Origin of the sequence: Burkholderia sp. 572, from assembly GCF_040545135.1 — a bacterium.
In the GTDB taxonomy this organism is placed as follows: domain Bacteria; phylum Pseudomonadota; class Gammaproteobacteria; order Burkholderiales; family Burkholderiaceae; genus Burkholderia; species Burkholderia cepacia.
The window spans coordinates 1-19,798 of sequence record NZ_JBEPLH010000040.1 but is presented as its reverse complement, the minus strand read 5'-3'; the positions used below and the strand labels follow the sequence as shown (position 1 = coordinate 19,798).

Here is a 19,798-nt window from a genome sequence, read left to right as displayed (position 1 = left end):
CTGCGGCTCAGGCGAGCAGTTTCAGTGCGCGGTCGCAGACGTTCTCGACTGTGAAGCCGAAATCTCGCATCAGCTCGGCGCCCGGCGCCGACGCGCCGAAACCCGCGATGCCGAGTACGTCGCCACGATCGCCGACATAGCGGTGCCAGCCTTGTGACACACCCGCTTCGATCGCCAGCCGCGCGCCGACCGACTTCGGCAGCACGGCGTCCTGATATGGCTGGGGCTGAGCGTCGAATAATCTCCAACAGGGCAGCGACACCACCCGAACCGCCACGCCGCGCGCGAGCAGCTCTGCGTGCGCCGCCAGCGCGAGCGCGACTTCCGAGCCCGTCGCGATCAGGATCAGCGTGGGGCGGCCCTCGGGCGCATCGGCCAAGACGTAGCCGCCGCGCCGCAACCCCTCGGCCGGCGCGAACCGCAAGCGATCGATGGTCGGCACGTCCTGGCGGGTCAGAACCAGCGCGGTCGGCCGCTCCCGGGCTTCGAGCGCCACCCGCCACGCGACGGCCGTCTCGTTGGCATCGGCCGGTCGAATCACCAGCAGGCCCGGGATCGCACGCAGGCCGGCAAGCTGCTCCACCGGCTGATGCGTCGCACCGTCCTCGCCGACGGCGAGGCTGTCGTGCGTGAACACATAGATCACCTGCAGGCGCATCAACGCGGCGAGCCGGATCGGCGGACGCATGTAGTCGGAAAAGATCAGGAAGGTCGCGCCGAACGGCAGGATGCCGCCGTGAGCCGCCAGGCCGTTCAGGATCGCGCCCATCGCATGCTCGCGCACACCGAAATGCAGATTGCGGCCGCCGCGGCTCCAGCCGCCGCCGTCGGAACCTTGCCGGTCGAGCGCGCTCATGCCGGCAGCCTCGAAATCGCCGAGCCCGGTCAGCGCGGTGAAGGTCGAGGGATTCAGATCGGCGGAGCCGCCGACCAGCGAAGGGACGCGGGAGGCGAGGGCATTCAGCACCTTGCCGGAAGCAACCCGCGTTGCCATGCCTTTCGGATCGGCCGGAAAAACCGGGATATCGCGGTCCCACCGGTCGGGCAACGTGCCGCGCACCGTGTTCAGCAGCGCGTCGGCCAGCTCGGGAAACGCGCGCGCATACGCTGCGAACCGCGCGTTCCAGTGATCTTCTCGTGCGCGCCCCTCCGTCAGCGCGCGACGAAAATGCGCGAGCGCCGGTGCGGGGATATGAAACGCGGGGTCGGGCGGCCACCCGAGGTTGTGCTTGGTCAGGCGCACCTCGGCGTCGCCGAGCGGCGATCCGTGCGCCTGGTAGGTGTCTTGCCGGTTGGGCGAGCCATAACCGAGATGCGTGCGCACGAGGATCAACGACGGACGCAGCAGCTCGGCACGTGCGTTGGCCAGCGCCGCGTCGATTGCGGCCAGATCGTTGCCGTCGTCGACCGTTTCGGTATGCCAGCCGTAGGCGTCGAACCGTTGCGCGCGATCTTCGGTGAAGGTGATAGCGGTGCCGGCGGACAGTGTGACCCGATTGTCGTCGTACAGGCAGATCAGCTTGCCGAGCCGGAGATGGCCGGCAAGCGATGCGGCTTCCGCTGCGACGCCTTCCATCAGGTCGCCGTCGCTGACAAGTGCGTAGGTGTGGTGATCCACGATCTCGAAGCCGGGACGGTTGTAGCACGCGGCGAGCTGCGCTTCCGCCATCGCCATGCCGACGGCGTTGGCGAAGCCCTGGCCGAGCGGGCCGGTCGACGTCTCGACGCCCGGCGTGAGGCCGCGCTCCGGATGGCCGGGCGTGAGGCTGCCCGATTGCCGGAAGCGCCCGATCTGATCGAGCGGCAGGTCGTAGCCGGTTAGATGAAGCAGGCTGTACAACAGCATCGAGCCATGTCCGGCCGACAGGATGAAGCGATCGCGATCGAGCCACGCCGGATTGGCGGGGTGATGCTTGAGATGGCGCATCCATAACACATAGGCCATCGGTGCGGCGCCGAGCGGCAAGCCTGGATGGCCGCTCGCCGCTTTCTGCACGGCATCGATCGACAGGAAGCGCAGCGTATTGATGCAGAGCGCATCGAGTGCCGCCCCTTGGATTGACGGGAAATCGGTTGAGGTCATGCAACTGCTCCTTGGCGTTCGGTCACGCAACATCCCAAACGGGATGGTGGTTGCGTTGACGGCCCGTCGTCCGCGTTATCGGTCTCGGGGCCAGTAGCCGTGCTTGCCGTAGAATTCGTGCAACTCGATTTCGTAGCTTCGATGCACGAGCTGCGAGTCGTCGTAGGGAGGGCTGCGGCGGATCGCGTCGCGCGTGAGCGTGGCCGAAACCGTTTCCGTATGCCATTCCACCTGGTCAAGCCAGTGCGTCGCGATCAGGACTTCCTTGCCGGTCGACCACCAGCTCGACGTGTCGATCGCCAGATAGCGGATCACCCAGGCTTCATCGTCGTAAATGAAGTCGGACACGTGACCGATATGTCCGTCCGTGGCTTCGAGCCGATATCCGTCGACCTCGCCGGTGCTGCGCAAATGCGTATCCGCCGGCGCACTGGCCGGCGCGCCGTGCGAGAACAGCGGGCCGCCGGCATCGAGATCCTGCGACGGTCCGGCCGGATCGAAAGCCGGGTAAGCACCCATCCCCCAAAGGTTCGGGCCGCCCCAGTAAGTCGGGTAGTTGTAGTAACGCAGGTACTCGATCTCGTGCTGGCGCGATACCGGCTTGTGCGTGTCCAGATTCGGGCTGTCTCTCACCTGCTGTTGCGTGAGGCTGACGTATAACGTGCGGGTTTCGGGATCGGCATGCGTGACGGAATACGGCGAAACCAGCACCTGCCTGTCGTGCAGCCAGTCGCCCGTCTCGACGACGAGGTAGCGGATGCACCAGTTGTCATCGTCGAAGTAGGCCTGGTGGATGTGCCCGATATCGCCGTCCTTCGCTCGAACCGTGTCTCCGTGCAACCTTCGGATGCTTCGCAACATGATGTCCTCGCCAGAGCGATGCTCGGCACTTCGGTGATCCGGCCGACCTGCCTGCCGTGCGGTGGCATCCAGCCGTTCGTCCGCCGATGCGGAGCGATTCCTGCCGAGCGCGTCCACTCGGATAGCCGGCATGTTTGAGACGCTACACGCGGCGGCTAGCCGATGCGGTACGAAACCGTACAAAGCGCGCACGAGGGGGAACCGTCCGTCCCGGCATGTCGCGACACATCCTCTCGAGCATCGTCATCAGGATCACGAAGCAGTGAGGGTCGCCACAGCCACGTGCCGCCGGGTGTACCCGTCCGCCGGACAGGATTCGTACGTTAACGCAGCCGCAGGGGGATGAACAGCGAGACGCCGGGCGCCGGTGCCGGCTCGTAAACCATCGGAGGCGCGGCATAAGCGTCATCCTCGCCATCGTAATAGCCGTCGCCTCCATGCCGGTGATGGTCGTAGTGGCGACCGCCCTGATGCGTCATGCGCGCGTGATTGCCCTTGTCCCAGCCGTGATTCATTCTCTCCGCATGCAACTGCGGTGCAACGACAAGGCAGCCGAACGCAACGATCATGCCGACGAGCCGCATGCCTGATCTCGGCGCCATCGTGTTTCGACGTGCGTGTCCGACAGAAACGTCCATCATGTTCTCCTGGGTACGATCCGGAACTATTGTTTCTTGATCAGGTGGTGACCGTTGCCACGGAAAATCGCGTCCGCGTTCTGCTTTTGCGTATCGGACATGCTGTCGTACAGCGGCTGAAATGCCGTGGTCAGTTTTTTGATGCCTTCGGCGTGCACGTTGGCGACTTGGCCGTAGGAATGAAGATCGTCCATCGCGCTCATGTCGTTCGCGTGATCGCTACGTGCCTTCCTGAGCGATTCCATCGCGTTCGCGTTATCGCGCATGACCTGCGAGACCCGCTGCCACGGGGATTCCTGGGCAGGCGTGATGCCAAGGCGCTGGTGCAGGCTGTTGATGCGCCCGTCGACCGACTTTTGAGCCGCCACGGTCATGACGTGGGGTGGTGCGTGATCCGGTGCGGGGCCGGCAGCATTCGAGAGTGGGGCGAAGACGGCTGAGCCGAGGGCGACTGTCACCGCCACGGCGAACGCGCCGGCAATCTGTCGGGGGAGGGCGAGAAGAGCGAGTTTCATGGTGGATCCTGATGAAAAATCGGGAAGGAGTCGACGTCTCGCGACTCATCCGGCCGGCAGCCCAGCTATACGCGGGGTGTGCGGGCTCAGTCTGTCCGATGCCGGACGGTTTGCCGGTGTGCGTGGCTGTTTCGCCATGCCCGGCGTTGTGCGGCGGATCACGTTCGCGCCGGACGGAATGTTCGGATCGGGTCTATGCTGGCGTCGTGACCGGAGGCGTTTCACGCTGGCGGCCCAGCTGAATCAGGCGCGGCCCGATCCGACCATTACCTCCATGGAGGCGGTTATGCGCAGCAGATATCGAGAGCAGCATACGAACGGCGGCAAGAGCGAACGCAATGTCGACGAGGCGGTGGAGGGGACATTCCCCGCCAGCGATCCGCCGTCGATCGGCGGTGTCACGAGGATGATCTCCCGCCCGGCCCATCGAAAGCATCATCGGAAGTCGTCACACATCAAGCACCGCTAGCGCAGGGGCAGCGCCCTGCGCGACCACGAAGCATCGAGTCGTCGCCGGTATCCGGCGATATCGATAAGCGCGGCGGAATCGGTCGGCGCACCGGCGAGCCGATATTCCCGGTGTACCCGGGTACGGAACCGTACCGACTTCCGATGCCGGTGCGCGCAGCGTTTTCTCGTGCGTCGAGTGCCGCTTTCGATGTCGAGGCCGTGCACGAGACGGATATTCCCGGAACTTGTCCAAGGAGGACATCATGAGGATGCTCCACACCCCCGATCGATCCGGGGATGACAGCAACGGGGGCAAGCTCGTCGAACGCGATGCCGGCGATGAACCCGCTCATATGGTGACAACCGCGGATGTCCTGAAGGGCAGCAAGATCATCGCGTCGGACGGTGAGGACATCGGCAATGTTTTCGGCATTGTGCTCGATTTGCACCACGGCAGAATTGCCTACGCGGTGGCGTCCAGCGGCGGCACGGGCGAGATGCTTTGCGCCATTCCGTGGAGCGCGATGAAATACGATGTCGGCGACAAATGTTTCCATCTGGATGTGGCCGCCGCGCATGTCAAAAGCACCCCAGGCTTCGACGACGAGCACTGGCCGGTGATGACGCAATTGCAGTGGGGATTGTCGCTTCACCAGTACTACAACCGGGCGCCTTACTGGGTCGTCGGATAAGGCGTAGTGGCGGCTAGAGTCGCTTCAGATCGGGAAGCAGGCGGTCGAATTCGCGCTTGACCACGCTGTAGCATTCGCACACGCGCTTTTCGAGCCCGGGTCGGTCCAGCACCTCGATATGGCCGTAGTTGTAGCGGATGAGGCCCGCGTCCTGCAGCTTCAATGCTGCTTCCGTCACGCCCGACCTGCGCACGCCCAGCATGTTGGCGATCAGTTCCTGCGTCATGCGCAACTGGTTCGACGGCAGGCGGTCGAGGCTGAGCAGCAGCCAGCGACACAGCTGTTGATCGATCGAGTGATGCCGGTTGCATACCGCAGTCTGCGCCATCTGCGTGATGAGCGCCTGAGTATAGCGCAACAACAGGCGCTGCATCGCGTTGCCGCGCCGGAATTCCTCCTTCAGGATGCTCGCGTCGAGCCGGTAGGCCTGCCCCGCGCTTTGCACGACGGCGCGACTCGGCGTCGTTTCGCCGCCCATGAACAGCGACACGCCGATCATGCCTTCATGGCCGACGATCGCGATTTCCGCGGACGAGCCATCCTCCATCACATACAGCAGCGACACGATCGACGTGGTCGGAAAATAGACGTGATGAAGCTGGCCGCCCGACTCGTACAGCACCTTTCCCAACGGCATCTCGACAAGCGTCAGGTGTGTGGCAAGGTGGGCACGCTCGTTCTCCGGCAGCGCAGCTAACAGGTGATTTTCGGTAAGGGGCGGGTTGTCCTGCATGCGTGGCTCCTACGCTTGCGCCCGGCTGACGAACGAGAATCCGACCGATGTGGGCGCTGCGGGAATCGGCGGACGGGGCCAACCATCATATCTTACCGATCCGACGACCAGGCGGGACAGTGGCGGCAATGTGTCCCTTTTCTCGACGAATTAGGGATGACCGTTCGAATGCGGATCTACCTTCAAAAATTATAGTGCCGACACGTGTCTCATCAAGGTGCACGGAGTCGCGCGTGCGCGATGCGGAACCGATATTTCACGGAGCAGTTGACGGGAAATCGATCGCGGTCGGCAGGCCTGAGCGGTGTCGACCGCGGAAGGATGAGCCGCGATGATGCGCGCGCGTCCGCTCCGTTGCCGGACAGGCGCCACACGAGCACGGTTACGCGCCGTTCAGGCGAGTCGAATTCAGATCCGCCGCCGCGTCCTCAGGGCGCCGCGTCTGCCGGCTCACGCTGGGCACTACAGTGTCTTCAGCTTCGAGATCTTCGTTCCTTCAAGCGTCACACCCGCCATCAACCCGCTGTTCGTCAGCACGAATGCTTCGATCGGCGCGGTCGCGGTGCTGGTGTCGACATTGCCGTTCGCACCAACTTTCAGGACTGCAACTGATGCGTCGCCGCCTGCCGACCAGCCTTCGCTGCTACGGAACCGATTAAGCGCGTCCTCGGTCATGAACAGGAAAATGATGGCTTTCGATTGTGCGCCGATCTGCGGCCCGATCGAGCCGGTCGTGGTGCTGTAGTACCCGACGGTGCTGCCGGCCACGCGCAGCGAGCCTTCACCGTACTGACCGCCGATCCAGAAGCCGGCCGCGATGACCGACGGGAACACCAGCACGCCACGCGCCTTGCCGACGAGTTCATGCGAGCCGTTGGCGCTGGAGTAAAGACGTGCGAGGGTCGAGTCGACACCCGCATCGATGGTGTGGCGTTTATCGGTCTGGTGGCCGCTGGCGTCGGACGTTCCGGTCATCGTGCAACCCGAAACCGCGAGGGAAACAGCCAGGATCGATCCCGGCGTACCCCATAGAAATGTTCGTCGTAGCATCATCGTCTCCTGATTGTTGCCCGAGCTTTCGAGGCTACGTCAGGACGGCCACGGATGCGGTACGACAGCGTACAAAGGCGCAACATCCGCGTTGTCCCGCGTCGCGTTCGGCTTCGCGGCACGTGCAGCGTGTGCGGGTGAATGTCGGTCGATGCCACGCAACCGGTCCGTCTCCGCAAGCGTCCTTCACCGTACAGACACGCCATCTCGTTGTCGGGACGATGTCCTCTGCAACCATCCGTTCGTTCGTGCGTGACCTGTACACGCACATCGACGTGGTTCACGTCAGCGGTGAATGATTCCGTCATTCGTCTCCGGTCGATCAAACGAAGCAACGTGCCTGGATGCGACTGGCAAGGAGAGCAACATGCGTGCGTCTGTCTATGTCTGTCTTGCGGCTATTGCAACCGTGCTTGCCGGATGCCTTTGGGTACCCGGTGAGGGCTATCGCGGCGATCGAAACGGGGGGTATGGCGGTGCGTATGGCGGCGGTCACGAAAGCGGATGGAATCGAGGCGACACTTCGCGCGACCACATGAATCATTCCGGGCGTTCCGATGACCAGGGGCCGCATGGGGCAGGGCAACGGGAAGGATGGTAGGTCGGGGCTGCGGCCATCACATGAAAACAGCGTCCTTCCGGTGCGCTTCATCATGACCGATGCCGCGGCTTCGTAACGCACACGTCACCGTGTCGAAGTTCGCCTGTCATATCCCGTTGTACGGCGATTCTCCCAAACAGATCGATCGGAGGAAACGACCGGCAGTCGCCATAGATGGCCGGGCCGCGTCGTTCGCCATTCGATCGCGTAGTTTCGCGAAGCTGGCGACCCGGGTACCCCATTGCTCACGTCCTGCCAGACTCGAGCAGGTTCTTCAGCGCCGCCATTTGTTCCTTCTGCATGTTCAGCAATTCAGTCCATTGCTCCTCGCGCAACCCGTCCAATTTTTCATGGAGCAACATGATCTCGAGTTCGGCCTTCAGATTGATTTCGTAATCGTGTTCGGCAGAGACCCGGTCCTTGTATGACTGCCGGTTCTGCGCCATCAGGATAATGGGTGCCTGGATAGCTGCCAGCATCGAGAGAAACAGGTTGAGCAGGATATACGGGTAAGGATCGAAGGTCTTGCTGTACGTTGCCAGAATCAGCGAATTCAGACTGACCCAGACGACCATGACGACGACAAAGCACGTGATGAATATCCACGACCCGCCGAAGGCGGCAACGGCATCTGCCGCGCGCTGGCCGCGCGTTGCCGCTTCCTCCAGTTCTTTCGTGGAGTCTCTCGCTATGCGCTTTCGTTCCGAAACGAGACGTGCAACATTCTTCGAGCGCTCGTCCAATGATTCATAGGGTACGCCAAAGAATTTTTCGGCAAGCTCCGCAGGTTTATGCATGTTGCTCTCCGCGCGGTCGCGCAATCCGAACAGAATGGAATCGCAATAAGGTCACGGCAAAAGGCTGGTTGCGCAGTAATCGCGAAGCAAAGAAACCGAGACAGGCCGAACAGCGGTCTCTCCCGGCTTCGTTGCCATCCGACCCAGCAGACAAAGCCCCGTGCGATTCCGCACCCTACCGGAATCGGAGCGGTATGAACAGGCTGACGCCTGGCGCCGACTGCGGGGCATAGACCACGGGTGGTGGCGCATACACATAGTCCCGGTTGTCGTAGTAGTCGCCGCGACGGTAGTCATTGCCCGGATTTCGATAAACCTGCCGATTGCCGTGATCCCACTGATGCCCGTGGTGCTGCCAATAACCGTTACCCGTGCGATGCTTTGGTTGGCTTTGGTAATGCTGATAGCCGTCATTCGCGCCATGCTGCTGTTGGTTATCGTAGTAGTTGCCGTAGTCTGCGCCGAAAGCCGGCCCCATGGACATGCCGCCAATGGCCAAGGTCAAGCTGACCGTCGTCATGATTCTGGTCATCATCGAGCCGATGAACGCGGTGCGTACTTCTGGGGTTTTCATGATGTTCTCCTGTCTGAGATCCGGGACCTGAATGCGGCACCGGTCCGTTTCCCGCTGCGGGTGTCTCGAAATCACCCCTTCTTTGCGGAGCGGTGATGGTCAGTCCGGAAGATCAGATCGGCATTCTTCTTCTGGGCGTCGGACATGCTGTCGTACAGCGCCTGAAACGCGGGAGTGAGTTTTTTGATGCCGTCCGCATGGGCGTCGGCGACCTGGCCATAGGACTTGAGATCGTCGACGGCGCTCATGCTGTTGGCATGACTGGTTCGAGCCTGTCTGAGCGAGTCCATCGTGCCCGCATTGTCGCGCATGACCTGCGCGACCTTGTGCCAAAGTTCTTCCTGCGCCGCGGTGATCTGAAGCCTGTCGTGAAGGTTATTGATGCGCGTATCGATCTGGTCGTGGGTCGCAACGGTCTTCGCGCTTGCAGGTGCTTGAGTCTGCACGGGGGAGGCAGCGCTCGCAGGATTGGCGAATGCCGTTATCGCGAGAAAAACCGCTATCGCGAGCGCCGGTGCAGTTCGCGGTCGGGATGGAGGGGCAATGAGTCTCATGATCGATCTCCAAAGGAATTCGATGGACTCACGAAGGGATTGCCGTCATTGCGAGCGAGTTCGATCGAATGGATCATCTGTGCGCCGACGCCCGACCGACGTCTGTCCGGTGCCGGACGCTTGCGCGCTGGCGTTGCACTACCGAATCGCCGGCGTAGCGCGCGACCCGACGCGAAGACTGGCGCTTGCGCTGCAAATGCAACAGCCACATGCCCTTGTCACCGTATGCCCGTTACGGCTGCAACGCCGTTAGGCTTCGGCTCGGAGCCGAACGCGCTTGCCGTGCCGGTCGAGACAATGCATGCGTTGACCATATCCCGGACCGAAGTGGCATAGTGATCGGCGCCGATCGCACTCCGGAGATCCTCGGGCCATTGACCGGTATCGCCTGCCGGCCAGAGGCCGACGACGATCAGCGCGTCCGGCAAGCGCTGCCGCACGCGTCGCAAAAGGTAACGCAGGTGCGACGGGATTCCATTGATGGCTAGATAAAAAATGCACACTATCGTCACTGCGGTGACGTCCAGACCGTCGATCCGGACGCGCGAGGCCGCGTCATGGTTGACCACCCGACAATCGAGATCGTGCTTGCCGAGAAGCTGAACGAGAATGGCCGATGCCAACTCGTCGAGCGCCCCCCGGCCTGCTATGCAAAGGACCTGATTGTCGGCATGCCGAACCGGGCGAGCTTCGATGCCGGGCGAAGAAGCGTTCCGAACCGGTTGGCACGATACCTTTTGTCCGGCAGCAGGCGCAGCCGGTGCGCCCCGGTCGGCCGCTGCTGCATCGGTAGCCGGATCGGTGTCCGCGAAACCGTCCAGGCCCTCGATGAGGTCGTTGACCGTGGTCTCGATTCGCGCCAGTTGTGCCGGCGTTACGCCGCCGCGCAAGACATCGTCCGCCGCAAGCTGCAAGCCCTTGAGAACGATTTCATCGTAATAGGAGGACAGCGGCCGGTCGCGAAGCAGTATCCTGGCTTGCTCTACTGCGTCATCGGGGTCGCCGGCGAGCGCTCGCTGGTAGAAATTTTCGACTGGAGACAGCGCGGGCTGGTCGCCAAGCAGCACGTCGAGAAATTCGAGCCGCGTAACATGGCGACCGAGGACCAGCAGGCAAAGTGTCAGCGGAGTGGACAGGATGAGCCCGATTGGCCCCCATATCCAGCTCCAGAAAATCGCAGCGACGACGACCGAAAACGGGGAAAGGCCGGTGCTATGGCCGTACAGCAGTGGCTCGACGGCCTGACCGGCCAGCAGCTCGACGGTCACGAAAAGCACCAGCGACCAGATCGCCATCGACCACTCCGGACTGACGGCTGCGGCTAGTGCGGTAGCCAGAATGGCGGAGATCCAGATTCCGACGTAGGGGACAAGACGCAACAGCGCGGCCAGAATCCCCCACAGCACCGGACTGGGTACGCCAATGATGAACAGCCCGGTCCCGATCACGACGCCCACGCCCGCATTCAAGCCGAGTTGCGAAACGAAATATCGACTGAGGCGCCGCGCGGCTTCGTCCATTGCGGTGGTGGTCCGATGGAGATCTCTCGAACCGAACAAGCGGATAGCCCGGTCCCGAAGATCATCGCGCTGCAACAGAATGACGATGGTGACGACAAATACGATGAAGGCTGTCTCGAGTGGACTGACGACGGGAGACAGTATGCGCCGTGCAAGCTGGAATGGTGTCTGGGCCGGCTCGCGCACCTCGACGGGAAGCGCCGCAGGCGGTTGGGTGCCGGACGAGGATGAGGAAGATTCGCGTATCGTTTTCGGCTGATCGACGGTTGCCCGTTGAAGCGCCTGACCGGCGGTACCCGCCAGCTGGTTCAATTTTCCAACCGTGAGCCCATGCACGACAGAGATCTTCTTGTCGATCGTCGCCTGATAACGGGGGATGCCGACAGCGAGGTCCGTGATCTGGGTGGCGATTATCCCCCCAAGCACGACGATCACCGAGACCGACATCGTCACCGCAAGGAGAACCGAGGCCACGTGGCCAAGCTTGATGCGGCCAAGAAGATTGGCGAGGGGAGCGACCAGGAAGCTGAGCAGAATCGCCAGCGTGAACGGGATCAGGATCTCGCGCGCAAAATAGAGCGCGGCGATGACCGTGACGCCAACGGCAAGCGTAATCAAACCCTGCACGCTGGGTGTTTCAGGAGGCTCGATGCGCGCTGCTGGCCTCGCGGGGCGCAATTCCTTGAAATCGAACATGACGGCTAACGCCCGCGATATCGCCCATTCTGATGGGTGCTTTCGGCGCGGATGCGTCCCATGCAGGCCGAAAAAACTCGACTTGCCAACCCAACCCCATTGGCGATCGGCCCGTCGATTCAGACACTGCGACGGGCGATCGACGCGTTGCGTCAGCGATCACTCTCGTGCATGTCACGCGGCGCGGCGTGGCGGGAACGATGAAAGTAAAACGGGACGATACGTATCGAACGCGATAAAACAGACACTTCGAGTGTACGGCCTACGTTGCTCGCAGTCTGGATTGAAGTCGGTACGGTGCCGTACCCGGGACACAGTCATGCCAGGGCACGCTGACGACGCGAAGAGTCGAGTTCGCTGCGGCGTTCCCGATCCCGGGGCGGCAAAACGGATATCTCGATGTCCTCCACCGTACCGACTGCGTGGCTGATCGATGTCAATTTCACTTTGCCGGGCAGGTTTCTCACTCACATTGCAGATGTCCAACGGCATCAAATTGAACTGTGCGGCGATACCTCTCGCAAGGCCCGGAAGGTTCCGGGTCCCAAGCGCGGGCGGCGACGGGTTCGTCGAAACACTGATTCGAAAGGAGAAGGCCCATGTTGGGAACAATATTGATCGTCGTGCTGGTGCTCGTATTGATCGGTGCGATACCGACCTGGCCGCACAGCCGTTCGTGGGGCTATATGCCCAGCGGCTTGCTGGGCGTGGTGCTGCTCGTCGTAGTTGTGCTCCTCCTCCTGGGGCGGATATAGGAGGCTCGAGAATCCTGTCGGGAAAGGCCCCTTCGTGGATCATCGTTGCCGTACCGTTGCATCTCGAAACGGGTGGCCGCCGCGCATCCGTGAGACCGGGACGGCGCGCTTGCGGTTGCCGGGTATGACGCGGCAAGCGCCGCCTTGCGCAGATCGCCCGCAATCGATTCCGACGCAAGGCGGCCGGGCAGGTGGTACGGCTAACGAGCATGGAGGACTTATCCGGTCCGCGCAGACTGTCATGAGAAAAACACTCCTCAACGCGCTGGCCGCATGCTTTGCAGGCGGAGTCGGGCTCACCCCCGCGCCGAGCCAAGCCTATGCGCTGGACGCGCAGTTCGACTGCACCACCGACGCGCACGCGTTCATCGTGCGCCTGTTCAATCACGGCTATATCGATCGCGATCCGATGCGGGTCGAACAGAATTCGGTCAACGCGTTCCGGCCTACCCGCGACGCCGCGCTCACGGTGTTCGGCTTCAGCGTCTATGCCGTGTTCGCCTATGCGCAGTATGACGCGCTGTTCAGGCAGGGAACCGGTCGACCTCTGCCGGGTTCGATTTACGGCGTCGTCGTCAAGGCGCCGATCGATTCGGTCGAAGCACATTCTCGGTTAGCGGGCAGCAAGGCCGTCGCGCATCAGGTCATTCCGTTCATCCTCACTGCCGTTGTCTGTGCAAGGCCCTGAGACTGGCCGGTTCGAGCAAGTACGGAGGCCGCTCCGGTTCCGCGCGCCACGCGCGCAAGCAAACCGTCCGGCATCGGACAGACTGAGCCCGTACATCCCGCGCATAACTACGCGGCCGGACCGAGATTGGCGCGCAGCGATGCGATTCTGTCGTCACGAGATCCGCGAGGTTTTCGCCGCCCCCAAACGGGCTGCGGCATCGCTGCACATCGGATGCCGATTGACCCGTACGTTTCGATACCGGGATCGTGCACGTTGTTCAGATCAAGTCGTTCATACGACGCATTGGAGAAAGCTCATGAAAGGGATCTTGTCGAGTCATACATCGATCCGCACTGCACTGATTGCAGTCGGGCTGGTTGCCGGGTTGGGCATCGGCGCGGCGTGCCTCGCCGCCGGCGAAAGTTCGATGTCCAAAACTGCCAGCAGCGTTGGTACCGCGATCGACGACACCGCCATCACGACGAAGGTCAAAGCCAGGCTGATGGGTGAAGAGGGTCTCGGAAAATCCGATATCAGCGTCACCACCGTCGACGGCGTGGTCACACTCGACGGAACGGTAAGCAGCTTGCACGCGAAGTCGGTGGCCGAATCGGCGGCCCGGTCGGTCGACGGGGTTCAGCGTGTCAGTGACAACCTCGCGGTGCCGATGGATGCCGGCAAGCCGGCCAAACCTGGAGCCGTCGCGAAGACGGAGCGCGCGGTGTCCGATAGCTGGATCACCACCAAGGTGAAATCCAAGATTCTTTCGGACAGCGTCAGCAAGGGTTTCGATGTGAGCGTGATGACGACGCACGGCGTGGTGACGCTGAAAGGCTCGTTGGCGAGTCAGCACGCGATCGATCACGTCAGGAACATTGCCCGAAGCGTGAAGGGCGTCAGGCATGTGAATACTGGGGGGCTCGTTGTCGCGGGGAAATAGGCCTCCGGAGCAAGTTCGCTGTTTCACTGGTCGACCGTTCGTCCCGCTCGCAGAACATGCAACTGCAGCAAAGTCTCGAGGTTCACCGGCTGGGTCAGGTGATGGTCAAACCCCGCCTCGGCTGATCGTAGCCGATCGCCCGGTTGTCCATCGCCGGTGACGGCTATCAGCAGCGTGTTTCGAGTCGCTTCGGACTCCCGTAACTTCCGCGCGATCTCGGGAAGCCGCGTCTGATTCTGACGAGCACTGAATTACTGCGGCGAGAATCCCTCAGTCCAGCGCGTTTCCTGCGCTAATGCGCCTTTGAGATCGAGCCTGGATAGGGTTCGGTGAAGATTTTCTCTTTTCGGGGGATGGGCAAAGATGGCTATCTAGCGTGCGCCCGATCGAGTTTCAGATCGGTACGGTGCCGGACCTGGATCGAACGCGTTGCACTTGTCTGGCCGGATAGCGCGGCATCGGGCGATCCGGTGAATGAACGGCGGGAGGACACCGCGAAACGTGTCCGGAAGACTGTACATCAGCGTACCGACTCGTCGAACCACCCCGATGCACGATGACGTTCGTCACATTCCTCTGTCGGGAGTGGCTCATGAAATATCCGATCTATATCACGCGGCACCGGAATCCCCGCTATCGCGGCGCGCTTCCGGACTTTCCCGAAGTCGATGTGGAGGGTGACTCGTATGGCGAGTTGCAGGCGGCCGCCGCGCAACGGGTCATGGCCCGGTATGACCGGTCCTTGCGTCTCATTCCGCCGCCGACCACGGACATGTTGGCATTGCAAGCGTCGGAGGTCGATACCGGCGACGGGATCTGGCGGTTCTTCGACATCGACCTGACCCGAATGACTTCGAGTTCCGTGCGGATCGAGCTGTGCTTGCCGAAGCGCATCGTGCACGACATCGATCGGACCGCGAGCGGACTGCACACCACTCGCGATGCATTCGTGTCGATGGCGTGCGAGCACGCCACCGTCCGATCCGCGCAGCACGGTGGGGGCGTGGCGAACCCGCCGCGAAATCGCTGTCGGGCCGGCGTTGATTTCAGCGTAATTCCCCAGTTAGACCGATCCAGACTGCATGCGGGGTCGCGGCATGCCCACGATAAATATTCTTTTAAGATCAAATGGTTGCTGTCTGGCTGATAAGCGGGGAATTACACTGAAATCACGGGTGGCCCGGGAAGGCCGTGCGCGCCGCGACGCGCGCTAACATTCGCCAGCAGTGTCGATGAGAGAAGTGTCTCGCTTTCGCTCCGCCTAATCCGTATACCGTCGCGAGCCTCAAGCATATCGAAGAGTGCATCTGTCGGAGGTCTAACCAGCCGCGCGCTATGCAAGGTAGGGCACGCGCATCACTCTCGAGATCACGGGCATACGCCTCGAGCGGCCGCGGGACTTCAGCGGAGCAGCGCGGTCGCCAAGGGCATGCTGCCACCGGGCACGGAGGCCGTCATCGGCGCGCCGCGCGTCGGATTCCGAAGTCTCCGGGGCAGCCTGAATGTTGCGCGTGGCCATGACTGTAGCGTGACCCCGGATCGTCGAATTCAAGAGGGCGTCTTGAGACTACTTATCCCCGAATTTTCCCTCGTCGATAAGCATGTGACAGTAGGCGTCGGAGGCGTCTCGCGCCAAGTCCTCGGAGATGAATGTGCCAGGCACATTCATCTCCGAAATCAAGGTTTCTGTAGTGCCGTTCCAATGACGCCGAAGAACGTCAATCGTGCTGCGCCACTGGCCATCCTGGCTGCAATTTGCAGAGACTCGATAGAAGTAGCCGCGATATGGCTTGAATCCGTCCAGGTCCATTGCTCCCCCCTCGATCACGCTGTGATGATCGTAGCACGCGACGGAGACTGGGATTGCAGGAAGCAGCAGAAGGGATATCGGAAGTGACCCGGAAAACTGGCGACTGCTCCATTAGAGCTGTTTCGTCGCTGTCGGCCTTGAAGCATTGGATTTGATTGTTTATTGTTTTAGAGACTGATCGTGGCGCACCCAGATCGGTCTACGTCGGTAACGTGCATCGGAATCAATGGGGACCCAATCCCGCGTGCCTTCGCTAGGGGTGAACGGCGGCCACGCGTTCGGCAAGCTTTGCGTCGTAGCTCGAGTGCACATGCACACGCTTCTTGTCGGGAAACGCATAAGCGTATGCCTTGCGCAGTGCGAGCGAAGCCTCATGAAACCCGGACAGGATCAGTTTTTGCTTGTTCGGGTAGCCCGCGATGTCACCTGCCGCGAAGATGCCAGGCCGTGAGCTTTCGTAATACGATGTGTCGACGACAATCCGTCCGGCCTGTACGGCGATCCCCCAGTTTGCGATCGAACCGAGATCCGCGACGAGTCCGTACAGCACGAGCAATTGATCTGTTTCGAGGCACACCGAGCCACCGATCTGGCGAACCTCGATCGATTCGAGCGCCCCCGCGCGCGCGTTCAATCCAGCAATCGTGCCGACCACGAAATCCATTTCACCTGCCGCGACCGCTTGATGCAATCGGGCGACGCTCGAGTCCGTTGCGCTGAAGCCGCTGCGTCGATGGACGAGCGTGACGTGCTGTGCGACCGAGCGCAGTGCCAGCGCCCAGTCGAGCGCGGAGTCGCCGCCCCCAGTGACCACGACGTTCTTTCCGGCAAGACCGTTCATGTCAGAGACGCTGTAATGGACACATCTGCCTTCAAGGCGTGTCGCCTCGTCGAGGGCCAGTCGCTGCGGCACGAATGCACCATTGCCGGCGGCAATCAGAATCGCCGCGGCGTCAAACGCATGCCCCTTGTCGGTGCGCGCAAGCCATCGGCCTTCCTCTAGCGGATCGACCGCCACGATACGGTGACCGAGATGCATCGGAGGATTGAAGGGCCGGCATTGTTCGATCAAGCGATCGACGAGATCACGCGCGGTGCACGACGGTATGGCAGGGATATCGTAGATCGGCTTGTCCGGATACAGTTCGATGCACTGGCCGCCGGGGCGCTCGATCCCGTCAACGATCCGGCATGAGAGTCCGATCACGCCTGCCTCGAACGCGGCGAACAGACCCACGGGACCTGCGCCAACGATCAGCACGTCAGTTCGTAAAGGATTCGAGGTCGACGAATTTTCCGGAGATGTCACCGGTATTCCTTAGAGGCCAGTTCAAAAAGGCCGCTCAGATCGGCCGAAGATGTTCCAGCAGACGAGCGAGCAGGCTAGTTTGAGGAATGCTTCGTGAATGTCAGATCGGCGTTCGAAGCGAATGCGAAGACGACGGAAACCATGGAGCCACGAATGAGTCCGTTCGACGACCCAACGGAATTTGCCGAGGCCGCTGCCGTGTTCGGTGCGGCGCTTGGCGATGACCGGTCTGATGCCGCGCTCGCGAAGTCGGCGGCGATGCGAGTCGGAATCGTAGCCACGGTCGGCGTAGATGACCTTGGGCTTGCGAAGCGGTCGGCCGCGAGTGCCGCGAATCGGCGGGATCGCGTCGACCAACGGCAGCAGTTGCGTGACATCGTTGCGGTTCGCGCCGCTCAGGATCGCGCTGACAGGAACGCCGTTCGCGTTTACGAGGACGTGGTGTTTGGACCCTGGTCGTGCGCGATCGGTGGGGTTTGGTCCAGTTTTTGGCCTGCCCCAACGGCTCGCACTGACGATGAATCGACAGCCGCATATGAGAAATCGAGCTGGCCAGATTCGCGCAGCTTGTCGAGCAGCAGTCCGTTCAGCTTGTCCCACACCCCGGCCTGCTGCCAGTCGTGCAGCCGACGCCAGCAAGTCGCTCCAGAGCCGAAACCCAACCCGGTCGGCAGATGGTTCCATCGCATCCCTGTCTTCAGCACGAGCAGGATGCCATTGAGTGCTGCACGGTCCGAGACCGGCAGACGCCCAGGGTATCGCTTGCGTCGCGGTTTGGGCGGTGGAAGTAGTGGTTCGATCAGTGCCCACAGCTCGTCATCGATGATAGGTGCCGGCATTCCTTGATCCGTTGTTCAGGCATCCAAGGTTAACCGTTTCGTCAGAAAGTAAACAGCCCTTCCGGGCTCTTTTTGAACTGGCCTTTTACGAGAAACGGAAGGGGGGCGTTCCGGCACGCGCCGTGCGGAAGTTCATGCAGGCGCCGCTCTGCACATCGCGGGGATCAGAGCGATTTGAGTCGCGTGACCTTGGTTCCCTGAAGCGACACACCAGCCATCAATCCGCTGTTGGTCAGCACGAATGCGTTGACCTGGTTGCTCGCGCTGCTGGTGTCGATATCGCCGTTCGCGCCGACCTTCAGCACCGCGACCGACGCATCGCCGCCTGCCGACCAGCCGTCCATGTTGCGAAAGCGGGCGAGCGACTCTTCCGTCATGAACAGGAACACGATGGCCCGCGATTGCATGCCGGCCTGGAAGCCGATGGAGCCGGTGATCGTACTGTAGTAGCCGGTGGTCTGGCCGCCGACACGAAGCGATCCTTCGCCATACTGACCACCGATGATGAATCCGGCGTCGACGACGGACGGGAACGTAAGCACGCCGCGCGCTCTGCGAACGAGTTCGCGCGAACCATTGGCGGTGCCATACAGGCGTGTCAATGTTGAATCGACGCCGGCGTCGATCGAGCGACGCTTGCCGGCCTGGCCGTTCTCGCTGTCGGCCATCGTGGTGGTCGTGCATCCGGTCACCCCGATGCCCAGTGCCAACACGGCCCCGGATGTGCTCCATATGAATGTGCGTCTTTGCATGATGCCCTCCTGGGCTTCGATAACGCCTCGACACTACGCGCCCGCCGTGCGCAATGCGGTACGAAGCCGTACCGATTACGCATCGGCATCGAAGCGTGACAACGTGAGCAGCGCCTAATAGCGGTCGTGATCCTCGTGGTAGCCGCCACCGTGATGATGGTCGTCTCGTCCGACCGGAGCGAGCAGGCATGCGCCCAGGCTGCGACCAGCAGTCGCAACAGCATTCGGTGTTTCATCTGCATTCCTTTCGTGACCGGCCGCTCCTCTGTCGATACGACAGGCCGAAAGGGCGATCAGAGAAGCTGCCGGATGCAGGTTGCCTGTCCGATGTCTCCCTGGCCGCAAGAACACGTTGCCCCCAACCCGAAGCGAAGTCGGTACGCTTCCGTACCCGTTGCGCGGCGCCGGGCAGCGTGCGGAGGATGGCGCTATCCGGAGCCCACTAGCCTCAGGTCCGGCTCGACCAGGAATTGGGATTTCACATGATCGACGACGTAGATGACCACGCCGCTCGCCCGACGCGTCCTTGGCGAATAGTCGAACTCGGTCGCATCGGCGTCGACGGATAGGCGTTCGCCTCGGCCACCGTGCTGATCCCGCGCAGCCGCAGTTCCTTGACCAGCCGGTCCTGCAGCGTCAGGTGCGCACGCTCGACCCGCCCCTTGGCCGGGCTGCTGTTTGCGCAAAACGTGTCGATGTTCAGCTCGTACATCGCGCGGCCGAAATGCGTCACCCGATTGCCAGTCGTGCCCGGGTTGACGTTGCGAAACACGCTGTACTTGTCGCTGTACAACGCCATCGGCTTGCCGTGACGCTCCAGATACGCGCGCGTCGCCTCGAAGTAGCTGAAGGTCGACTCGGTCACCGTGAAATGCAGCATCATCAACCGGCTCGTCGCATCGTCCACGTATACCAGCAGCGTGCAGGCTGGCGCCCGATCCTCGAACCAGCGGTGGTCG

At 62.0% G+C, this 19,798-nt stretch carries 20 protein-coding genes and 1 pseudogene; 6 read left to right on the top strand and 15 right to left on the bottom strand.

Annotation, left to right across the window (positions count from 1 at the left end):
- Positions 1-7: 7 nt before the first annotated feature.
- The 4 genes from tkt to ABIC51_RS39160 all read right to left on the bottom strand — a co-directional run bounded on the left by tkt (position 8) and on the right by ABIC51_RS39160 (position 4,097).
- A complete protein-coding gene (gene tkt / locus ABIC51_RS39175; protein WP_175899486.1) occupies positions 8-2,083 on the bottom strand; it encodes a transketolase in 2,076 nt (691 codons plus the stop codon).
- 75 nt (positions 2,084-2,158) lie between these two features.
- Positions 2,159-2,944 carry a PRC-barrel domain-containing protein gene (locus tag ABIC51_RS39170; RefSeq protein WP_166955996.1) on the bottom strand — a complete coding sequence of 262 codons (786 nt, stop codon included), beginning with the start codon at positions 2,942-2,944 and terminating at the stop codon, positions 2,159-2,161.
- A gap of 323 nt (positions 2,945-3,267) precedes the next feature.
- Entirely contained in the window at positions 3,268-3,582 is a 315-nt protein-coding gene (locus ABIC51_RS39165; RefSeq protein ID WP_006413595.1) for a hypothetical protein, read from the bottom strand.
- 26 nt (positions 3,583-3,608) lie between these two features.
- Positions 3,609-4,097, bottom strand: coding sequence for a Spy/CpxP family protein refolding chaperone (locus ABIC51_RS39160; protein ID WP_175899484.1), 489 nt, complete (start codon positions 4,095-4,097; stop codon positions 3,609-3,611).
- On the opposite strand from ABIC51_RS39160, the gene ABIC51_RS39155 reads away from it, so the two are divergent.
- Together ABIC51_RS39155 and ABIC51_RS39150 are read left to right on the top strand one after the other, a co-directional pair.
- Positions 4,096-4,566 carry a hypothetical protein gene (locus ABIC51_RS39155; protein WP_226128592.1) on the top strand — a complete coding sequence of 157 codons (471 nt, stop codon included), beginning with the start codon at positions 4,096-4,098 and terminating at the stop codon, positions 4,564-4,566. The genes ABIC51_RS39160 and ABIC51_RS39155 overlap by 2 nt on opposite strands.
- 244 nt (positions 4,567-4,810) lie before the next feature.
- Positions 4,811-5,239 (top strand): PRC-barrel domain-containing protein, encoded by a 429-nt coding sequence (locus ABIC51_RS39150; RefSeq protein WP_043280788.1) that lies wholly within the window; start codon positions 4,811-4,813, stop codon positions 5,237-5,239.
- 13 nt (positions 5,240-5,252) lie between these two features.
- On the opposite strand, the gene ABIC51_RS39145 is transcribed toward ABIC51_RS39150, so the two are convergent.
- The 6 genes from ABIC51_RS39145 to ABIC51_RS39120 form a co-directional block, all read right to left on the bottom strand.
- Positions 5,253-5,972: a Crp/Fnr family transcriptional regulator gene (locus ABIC51_RS39145; RefSeq protein WP_006413566.1), complete on the bottom strand. Its 720-nt coding sequence runs from the start codon at positions 5,970-5,972 to the stop codon at positions 5,253-5,255.
- A gap of 462 nt (positions 5,973-6,434) precedes the next feature.
- Positions 6,435-7,022 carry a BPSL1445 family SYLF domain-containing lipoprotein gene (locus tag ABIC51_RS39140; protein ID WP_043280789.1) on the bottom strand — a complete coding sequence of 196 codons (588 nt, stop codon included), beginning with the start codon at positions 7,020-7,022 and terminating at the stop codon, positions 6,435-6,437.
- Between the two features lie 846 nt (positions 7,023-7,868).
- Complete coding sequence (locus ABIC51_RS39135; RefSeq protein WP_006413590.1) at positions 7,869-8,420, bottom strand: DUF1003 domain-containing protein; 552 nt, start codon at positions 8,418-8,420, stop codon at positions 7,869-7,871.
- A 175-nt stretch (positions 8,421-8,595) separates the two neighbouring features.
- Positions 8,596-8,994, bottom strand: coding sequence for a hypothetical protein (locus ABIC51_RS39130; RefSeq protein WP_175854036.1), 399 nt, complete (start codon positions 8,992-8,994; stop codon positions 8,596-8,598).
- A 71-nt stretch (positions 8,995-9,065) separates the two neighbouring features.
- Positions 9,066-9,548 carry a Spy/CpxP family protein refolding chaperone gene (locus ABIC51_RS39125; RefSeq protein ID WP_208101909.1) on the bottom strand — a complete coding sequence of 161 codons (483 nt, stop codon included), beginning with the start codon at positions 9,546-9,548 and terminating at the stop codon, positions 9,066-9,068.
- Between the two features lie 218 nt (positions 9,549-9,766).
- On the bottom strand, positions 9,767-11,764 hold the full coding sequence (locus ABIC51_RS39120; protein ID WP_175899482.1) for an AI-2E family transporter: 1,998 nt from the start codon (positions 11,762-11,764) through the stop codon (positions 9,767-9,769).
- Between the two features lie 599 nt (positions 11,765-12,363).
- On the opposite strand from ABIC51_RS39120, the gene ABIC51_RS39115 reads away from it, so the two are divergent.
- The 4 genes from ABIC51_RS39115 to ABIC51_RS39100 all read left to right on the top strand — a co-directional run bounded on the left by ABIC51_RS39115 (position 12,364) and on the right by ABIC51_RS39100 (position 15,276).
- Entirely contained in the window at positions 12,364-12,519 is a 156-nt protein-coding gene (locus tag ABIC51_RS39115) for a DUF3309 family protein (protein ID WP_006413558.1), read from the top strand.
- Between the two features lie 241 nt (positions 12,520-12,760).
- The gene (locus tag ABIC51_RS39110; RefSeq protein WP_034182284.1) at positions 12,761-13,207 is read left to right on the top strand and encodes a hypothetical protein; all 447 of its coding nucleotides are present in this window, start codon (positions 12,761-12,763) and stop codon (positions 13,205-13,207) included.
- Positions 13,208-13,505: 298 nt separating this feature from the next.
- Positions 13,506-14,129 (top strand): BON domain-containing protein, encoded by a 624-nt coding sequence (locus tag ABIC51_RS39105; RefSeq protein WP_175899480.1) that lies wholly within the window; start codon positions 13,506-13,508, stop codon positions 14,127-14,129.
- 592 nt (positions 14,130-14,721) lie between these two features.
- Positions 14,722-15,276, top strand: a complete 555-nt coding sequence (locus tag ABIC51_RS39100) for a type II toxin-antitoxin system HicB family antitoxin (protein ID WP_226128596.1) — start codon at positions 14,722-14,724, stop codon at positions 15,274-15,276.
- Between the two features lie 916 nt (positions 15,277-16,192).
- Here the strand turns inward: ABIC51_RS39100 and ABIC51_RS39095 are convergent.
- The 5 genes and pseudogenes from ABIC51_RS39095 to ABIC51_RS39075 form a co-directional block, all read right to left on the bottom strand.
- Complete coding sequence (locus tag ABIC51_RS39095; protein ID WP_006413564.1) at positions 16,193-17,248, bottom strand: NAD(P)/FAD-dependent oxidoreductase; 1,056 nt, start codon at positions 17,246-17,248, stop codon at positions 16,193-16,195.
- Positions 17,249-17,269: 21 nt separating this feature from the next.
- A complete protein-coding gene (locus ABIC51_RS39090; protein ID WP_241331408.1) occupies positions 17,270-17,767 on the bottom strand; it encodes an IS5 family transposase in 498 nt (165 codons plus the stop codon).
- Positions 17,677-18,087, bottom strand: a complete 411-nt coding sequence (locus tag ABIC51_RS39085) for a transposase (protein WP_226128598.1) — start codon at positions 18,085-18,087, stop codon at positions 17,677-17,679. Before ABIC51_RS39085 ends, ABIC51_RS39090 begins: the two co-directional genes overlap by 91 nt.
- Positions 18,088-18,251: 164 nt before the next feature.
- A complete protein-coding gene (locus ABIC51_RS39080; protein ID WP_043280775.1) occupies positions 18,252-18,839 on the bottom strand; it encodes a BPSL1445 family SYLF domain-containing lipoprotein in 588 nt (195 codons plus the stop codon).
- 565 nt (positions 18,840-19,404) lie between these two features.
- Positions 19,405-19,798 (bottom strand): annotated as a pseudogene (locus ABIC51_RS39075) (transposase family protein); the annotation flags it as partial.

Coding starts and splice junctions, on each gene's coding strand:
- ABIC51_RS39130 (WP_175854036.1), bottom strand. CDS start 8,994: ATGAAAACCCCAGAAGTACGCACCGCGTTCATCGGCTCGATGATGACC.
- ABIC51_RS39125 (WP_208101909.1), bottom strand. CDS start 9,548: ATGAGACTCATTGCCCCTCCATCCCGACCGCGAACTGCACCGGCGCTC.
- ABIC51_RS39115 (WP_006413558.1), top strand. CDS start 12,364: ATGTTGGGAACAATATTGATCGTCGTGCTGGTGCTCGTATTGATCGGT.
- ABIC51_RS39145 (WP_006413566.1), bottom strand. CDS start 5,972: ATGCAGGACAACCCGCCCCTTACCGAAAATCACCTGTTAGCTGCGCTG.
- ABIC51_RS39135 (WP_006413590.1), bottom strand. CDS start 8,420: ATGCATAAACCTGCGGAGCTTGCCGAAAAATTCTTTGGCGTACCCTAT.
- ABIC51_RS39160 (WP_175899484.1), bottom strand. CDS start 4,097: ATGAAACTCGCTCTTCTCGCCCTCCCCCGACAGATTGCCGGCGCGTTC.
- ABIC51_RS39085 (WP_226128598.1), bottom strand. CDS start 18,087: ATGCCGGCACCTATCATCGATGACGAGCTGTGGGCACTGATCGAACCA.
- ABIC51_RS39080 (WP_043280775.1), bottom strand. CDS start 18,839: ATGCAAAGACGCACATTCATATGGAGCACATCCGGGGCCGTGTTGGCA.
- ABIC51_RS39150 (WP_043280788.1), top strand. CDS start 4,811: ATGAGGATGCTCCACACCCCCGATCGATCCGGGGATGACAGCAACGGG.
- tkt (WP_175899486.1), bottom strand. CDS start 2,083: ATGACCTCAACCGATTTCCCGTCAATCCAAGGGGCGGCACTCGATGCG.
- ABIC51_RS39100 (WP_226128596.1), top strand. CDS start 14,722: ATGAAATATCCGATCTATATCACGCGGCACCGGAATCCCCGCTATCGC.
- ABIC51_RS39110 (WP_034182284.1), top strand. CDS start 12,761: ATGAGAAAAACACTCCTCAACGCGCTGGCCGCATGCTTTGCAGGCGGA.
- ABIC51_RS39120 (WP_175899482.1), bottom strand. CDS start 11,764: ATGTTCGATTTCAAGGAATTGCGCCCCGCGAGGCCAGCAGCGCGCATC.
- ABIC51_RS39105 (WP_175899480.1), top strand. CDS start 13,506: ATGAAAGGGATCTTGTCGAGTCATACATCGATCCGCACTGCACTGATT.
- ABIC51_RS39155 (WP_226128592.1), top strand. CDS start 4,096: ATGGTGGATCCTGATGAAAAATCGGGAAGGAGTCGACGTCTCGCGACT.
- ABIC51_RS39170 (WP_166955996.1), bottom strand. CDS start 2,944: ATGTTGCGAAGCATCCGAAGGTTGCACGGAGACACGGTTCGAGCGAAG.
- ABIC51_RS39165 (WP_006413595.1), bottom strand. CDS start 3,582: ATGGACGTTTCTGTCGGACACGCACGTCGAAACACGATGGCGCCGAGA.
- ABIC51_RS39140 (WP_043280789.1), bottom strand. CDS start 7,022: ATGCTACGACGAACATTTCTATGGGGTACGCCGGGATCGATCCTGGCT.